3 protein-coding genes are annotated in these 5,349 nt (G+C 73.2%); 2 read left to right on the forward strand and 1 reads right to left on the reverse strand.

Features of this window, described 5'->3' with window-relative positions; genetic code table 11:
• Nucleotides 1-124 precede the first annotated feature (124 nt).
• On the reverse strand, nucleotides 125-580 hold the full coding sequence (locus ACFVIM_RS32350) for a carboxymuconolactone decarboxylase family protein (protein ID WP_384309094.1): 456 nt from the start codon (nucleotides 578-580) through the stop codon (nucleotides 125-127).
• A gap of 193 nt (nucleotides 581-773) precedes the next feature.
• Here ACFVIM_RS32350 and ACFVIM_RS32355 point away from each other — a divergent pair, with 193 nt between their 5' ends.
• Together ACFVIM_RS32355 and ACFVIM_RS32360 are read left to right on the forward strand one after the other, a co-directional pair.
• Nucleotides 774-1,595 carry an oxidoreductase gene (locus tag ACFVIM_RS32355; protein ID WP_384309097.1) on the forward strand — a complete coding sequence of 274 codons (822 nt, stop codon included), beginning with the start codon at nucleotides 774-776 and terminating at the stop codon, nucleotides 1,593-1,595.
• Nucleotides 1,596-1,901: 306 nt separating this feature from the next.
• Nucleotides 1,902-5,240: a S8 family serine peptidase gene (locus ACFVIM_RS32360; protein ID WP_384309100.1), complete on the forward strand. Its 3,339-nt coding sequence runs from the start codon at nucleotides 1,902-1,904 to the stop codon at nucleotides 5,238-5,240.
• Nucleotides 5,241-5,349 lie beyond the last annotated feature (109 nt).

Consider the following 5,349-nt stretch of genomic DNA (forward strand, 5'->3'; position numbering starts at 1 on the left):
GGGGAACTCTGAGCCGCCGCCCGGGACGCGGCGGGCCCCGCCCTCCGTATCCCCCGATGGACGCGATACGGAGGGCGGGGCCCTCGGAAGCCCGGTCGGCCGTGCGCTCAGAGGACCGGACGGGTCACCAGGTCGGTCCGGCGACCTGCCGGGTGGTGACGTTCACGCGGTTGAAGAAGTTGGTGAGGCCCACCATCAGGACGATGGCGGCGAGCTCCTTCTCCTCGTAGTGCTCGGCGGCGGCGTCCCAGACGGTGTCCGGGACCGGGTCCGAGCGGTCGCTGAGCCGTGTCATGCACTCGGCCAGCTCCAGGGCCGCGCGCTCCGCGTCCGTGAAGAACGGCGCGTCACGCCAGGCGGCCACCGCGTGGAGCCGCTCATCGGTCTCCCCGTGCTTCCTCGCGTGCGCGACGCCGCCGACGACACAGAAGCTACAGCCGTTGATCTGGCTGGCGCGCTGGTGGACCAGGTCGAGGACGGTCTGGGGCGCGCCCATCTCCCCGACGGCCTTGAGTATCTGCTGGATGCCGGAGACGGCGGTGGGCATCAGTCCGGCGGGATTGGCGATCCGTGCCTGCATGGTGGTGCTCCTCGATCCGTGTGCGGTGGTCGGTACGCCGTTACGACGGAGAGGCCCGCCGGAATGTGACATCACAGCGCGATATGACGCCCGTCACACTCCGGATCCGGGCGGTCGGCGGGGCGGTTGCGGCCCCCGTGGCGCTGGCCCACGCTGGAGGACGATGGCGCACCTCCCCTCGAAAGGCCGTGCCATGTCTCAGAAGGTCGCCCTGGTCACCGGGGCCTCAGCCGGTATCGGCGAGGCCACCGCGCTCGCCCTCCATGACCTCGGGTTCACCGTCTACGGCGGTGCCCGCCGGGTGGAGCGGATGCGGCCGCTCGAACAGCGCGGGGTGCGCACCCTGGCCCTGGATGTCACCGACGAGCGGTCGGCGCGGGAGGCGGTCGACCGGATCCTCATCGACACCGGACGGATCGACCTGCTCGTCAACAACGCCGGGTACGGCTCCTACGGTGCCGTGGAGGAGGTGCCGATCGACGAGGGGCGCCGCCAGTTCGAAGTCAACCTCTTCGGCGCCGCCCGCCTGATCCAGCTGGTCCTCCCGGCCATGCGCGAGCAGCGGTCGGGCCGGATCGTCAACGTCTCGTCGGTCGGCGGGAAGATCCACACCCCCATGGGTGCCTGGTACCACGCCACCAAATTCGCCCTGGAGGGCTTCAGCGACGCCCTGCGGACCGAGGTCGCGGACTTCGGGATCGACGTGGTGGTCATCGAGCCGGGTGCCATCCGTACGGAGTGGGGCGGTATCGCCCTCGACCGGCTGCGCGCCGTCTCCGGGCAGGGTGCCTACGCCCCGCTGGCCGACGCCGTCGCGAGCGCGATGAGCGACGAGCGGATGGCGGACCGGGCCTCTCCGCCGTCGTCCATCGCCATGGTCATCGGGCGGGCGGCGAGCACCCGGCGCCCCCGCACCCGCTACGCCGCCGGGTTCGGCGCCAAGCCCTTGCTGGCGCTGCGGAGGGTGCTGCCGGACCGGGCGTTCGACGCGCTGGTCCGGCGGGCGCTGCGCTGACGGGCGCGGGCCGTACGCGTCTCTAGGTGACGTACGCGTCCCGAGGTGACGCGCGCCTCCCTTGGGTGACGCGTGGCGCCTGGTGGCGCGTCCGGCTGATGCCTCCGCCGGGGTCTCTCCGTACCCGTACCGCTTCCCACCCCACGGACGGCCGCGGCACGGTCCATCACGCCGTGGTACCCGACGGTCTGTAACTTCACGCGTCCCTCGGGACGTCTTCCCGCACAGGGGCCCAACGCCCCGACGCGGCATCAGAAGACGTATGAGGGGGCGCAGTTGAGAAGTAGACGCAGAGCATGGCCTCGCGTGACCACGGTCACGGCCACGGTGACGGTCCTGGCGCTGGCCGGTGGAACGGCCGTCGCGCTGCCGGGCGGGGGGAACGCCAAAGGCGCGGGGACGGCGCGGACCGAGCCGGGGCCCACGGGCGGTAAGGAGCGGCGCGTCACCCTGATCACGGGTGACACGGCGACCGTGGACGCCCGGGGGAAGCTGGTCCGGTTCGTTCCGGCGAAGGGGCGGGAGCACATCCCCGTCATGGTCGACCGGTCCGGCGGACGCGGCTATGTCATCCCCCAGGACGCGCACCAGCTGATAGCGAGCGGACGGGTCGACAAGGGCCTGTTCGACATCACCACCCTGGCCCGGGCCGAGTACCGCGAGCGCGACGGATCCTCGCTCCGGCTGATCGTCGGCTACGGCACGGGCGCCGGGAAGGCCCGTGCCCAGGCCAGGACCGCGCTGCGGGACGGGCTGAGGGGGAAGGGCGGCGCCCGGATCCGGCACAGCTATCCGACGCTGGACGCCGAGGCACTCACCGTGCCCGCCGCGTCGGCGGGCCGCCTCTGGAAGACCCTGACCAGGTCGGCCGAAGGCTCCTCGGCGCGCACCGCGGCCCCCGGTCTCGACCGGGTCTGGCTCGACCGTGTCCGCAGGGCGTCCCTGGACACCACCGTCCGCCAGATCGGCGCCCCCGCCGCGTGGGCCAAGGGGTACGACGGTACGGGGGCGAGGATCGCCGTCCTCGACACGGGCGTCGACGCGACCCACCCCGAACTGCGCGGCCAGGAGGTGGCGGAGCGCAACTTCAGCGAGTCCGCCGACAGCAAGGACCGCCATGGCCACGGCACTCATGTCGCCTCCGTCGCGGCCGGGTCCGGAGCGGGCGCCTCCGGCGCCTACAAGGGCGTCGCCCCCGGCGCCCGCCTCCTCGACGGCAAGGTCCTCGACGACCGGGGCTACGGCTCCGACTCCAGCGTCCTCGCGGGCATGGAGTGGGCCGTCGCCGAGAAGGCCGACATCGTCAACCTCAGTCTCGGCGGCGAGGACGCGCCGTTCCTCGACCCCCTCGAAGCGGCCGTCAACCGCCTCTCCGCCGCCCACGGCACACTCTTCGTCGCCGCGGCGGGCAACAACGGGCCCGGGGCGGGCACCGTCAACTCGCCCGCCAGCGCCGACGCCGCGCTGGCCGTCGGTGCCGTCGACGACCACGACACGCTCGCCCGCTTCTCCAGCCGGGGGCCGCGCTCCGAGGGCGGCACGATCAAGCCCGATCTGACCGCCCCCGGGGTGAAGGTCACCGCCGCCTCGGCGCCCGGCAGCCTCATCGCCGGCCGGGAGGGCGAGAACCCGCCCGGCTATGTGACGATCTCCGGCACCTCCATGGCCACCCCGCATGTCGCGGGCGCCGCCGCCCTGCTCAAACAGCGCCACCCGGGATGGACACACGCCGAGCTGAGGTCCGCGCTCGCGGGCAGCGCCCGGCCCGGCGGCGCCGGAGCCTTCGCCGAGGGCACCGGACGGCTCGATGCCGCCGCCGCCCTGGACCGTACGGTCCTCGCACCGCCGTCCTCGGTCGGCTTCGCCAAGCAGGAGTACCCGCACGGGGACGACCGCCCCGAGACACGGGAGATCACCTACCGCAACACCGGGGCGTCGCCTGTCACCCTCGACCTCGCCGTCAGCGGTACCGGACCCGACGGCGAGCCCGCGCCCGAGGGCATGTTCACCCTCGCCGCCGACCGGGTCACCATCCCGGCGGGTGGCACGGCCACGGCCGGGCTGACCTCGGACACCCGCCCCGGCGGCGCGGTCAACGGCCACTACACGGCGGCGGTGACGGCGACCGGCGGCGGGCAGTCGGTGCGGACCCTCGCCTCGGTGGAGCGCGAGGTGGAGACCTACGACGTGACGTTCCGCCATCTGAACCGGGACGGAGAGCCGACGGACAAGCACTGGAGTGATGTCCGGCCCGTGACGGCGGCGGGAGGGGTGGTCCGTGTGCGGGAGAACGGCGACACCCTGACCGCCCGGCTGCGCAAGGGCACCTACTTCCTCCACACCTGGATCGACGCGTTCAGTGAGGTGGCGGGGAGCGAGCTGTTCCTGCCCCATCTGGAGGTCACCGGGGACACCACCGTGGTCCTGGACGCCCGTGCCGCCAAGCCGGTCGAGGTCACCGTCCCCGAACCGACCGCCGAACGCGCCTTCGCGCAGATCTTCACCGAACTGGACAACGACGGATTCGGCGGCTCCTTCGCCTGGTCGCGCCGGAACTACAGCACCATGTTCACCGGGCACATCGGCCCCGACTACCAGAGCGGGGGCCAACTGCTCCAGCAGTTCAACAGCATCGACGTCAAGGACCGTGACGAGTACCGGATCGCCCTCGGCGGCCCGGGCACCCGGCTCGCCACCGGCCTCCAGCAGACCGTCGCCCGTGCCGACCTCGCCGAGGTGAGGCTGCGCCTGGGCGCGTCGGTGCCCGGCAGGCGGGCGGCCCTGCTCACCGAGGCCGTCTACCCGGGCAGCTTCGGACCCTGGCCGTCGGGCATCATCCGTCCGGTGCCGGAACGGGTACGTCTCTTCCTCAGCGCCCGTGACGTCGCCTGGCGCATCAGCCAGACGCAGTACGACGCGACCGGCGAGAACGCCGAGCTGGACAACTGGGACCGGCAGCGGACCTTCCGGCCCGGCCGGGTCTACCGCGAGGACCTCGGCATCGGGGTCTTCGGGCCGAGCCTGCGGCCCGTCGACGGCGTGATGTACGAGGGCCTCTTCCGCACGGGGGACACGGTCCGTGGCTGCCTCCACCCCCTGCTGGACAACTCGGGCACGTTGAGCGGCGCCGAGTCCGACCAGCGGACGGCGACCCTGCGGCGCGACGGCGTGGAGCTGGCGAACGGCACCCAGCTGATGGACTGCTGGACCGAGACCCCGGTCCCGGCGGGGCGCGCCACCTTCGAACTGACCACGACCTCCACCCGGTCCCAGGTCGCCTCGGTCTCCACCGAGGTCACCACCGAGTGGACCGTCACCTCCGACACCACCGCGGCCGAGACGGCGCTGCCGGTCTCGGTCGTGCGCTTCACCCCGAAGCTCGCCGCGGACTCGACCGCGCGGGCGGGCGCCCCGCTGCGGGTGCCGGTCAGGGTCGAGGGCGCGGCGGCGGGGAAGAACCTCCGCTCGCTGACGGTGTACGTCAGCCAGGACGGCGGCACCACCTGGACGAAGGCCAAGGTCGTCAAGGGCGCGGTGACGGTCCGCAACCCGGAGCGGGGGAGCGTCTCGCTGCGCGCGGTCGCCGTGGACCGGCAGGGCAACCAGGTCCGCCAGACCATCGAGGACGCCTACCGGGTGAAGTGAACCGTCCGGCCCCCCGGTGAGCGGGGGCGAACCGGCACCGTGTCCGGGCCGTGCGATCACGGCGACACGGCAGGCAGGGTCGGGACCGCCGACACGGCGGTCCCGCCCC

Source organism: Streptomyces sp. NPDC057638 (assembly GCF_042800315.1).
Taxonomy (GTDB): Bacteria; Actinomycetota; Actinomycetes; order Streptomycetales; family Streptomycetaceae; genus Streptomyces.